The following is a 635-nucleotide window of genomic DNA, read 5'->3' on the forward strand; positions in this document are numbered from 1 at the left end:
TGTTGTGCAACATCGACATAATGCAGCCCAGCTGACTTTAGCTGGCGTTTAAGCTCTTTAATTAACGTATAGCTTTCTGACATTTACGCGGTTACCTCATCGTGTAACTGTTTTAGGTACGTTTGCATAAAGGCTTTACGTTTATTGGCTTCAAGTTTTGCAGACTCCGTGTTCATGGTGTCGACAATTTTAAACAACTTGGTTTGGAAATGATCTACGGTGAATTGCTTGTCGTTGAGTTCGCGCTCTTTAGCAAACATGTCGTTATCGTTGTAAAGCTGAGCGTTGAAATGAGTGCTGACTTGAATGCATCGCGTAACACCAATTGCGCCTAAAGCGTCCAGACGATCAGCATCTTGGACGATTTGTGCTTCCAACGTGTTTGGCCTGATGTTGGCGCTAAAGCTGTGCGCCTCTATCGCATGAGCGATGGCATCATGGTAGTGCTGAGGGTATTGAATACTCTCTAAATACGCGATGGCTTTTTTGGCTGCAATTGCAGAGCTTTGCTTGCGATTTGGATGATCTTTCGGGTAGGTGAAACAGTCATGCAAATAAGCTGCTGGTAACACAATGGCTATGTCTGCATTTTCTTCGTCGCAGAGCTGTTTCGCTGTTTTGACCACGCGTTTTAC

Annotated in this window: 1 protein-coding gene and 1 pseudogene; both read right to left on the reverse strand. The window is 44.6% G+C overall.

Features of this window, described 5'->3' with window-relative positions:
* Positions 1–83 (reverse strand): annotated as a pseudogene (locus tag R8O10_RS25860) (XRE family transcriptional regulator); the annotation flags it as partial.
* A partial coding sequence (locus R8O10_RS25865; RefSeq protein WP_318192047.1) for an HD domain-containing protein occupies positions 84–635 on the reverse strand: 552 nt, incomplete at its 5' end. It abuts the pseudogene before it with no gap.

It is taken from the genome of Vibrio sp. 1727, from assembly GCF_033344415.1.
Lineage (GTDB): Bacteria > Pseudomonadota > Gammaproteobacteria > Enterobacterales > Vibrionaceae > Vibrio > Vibrio alginolyticus.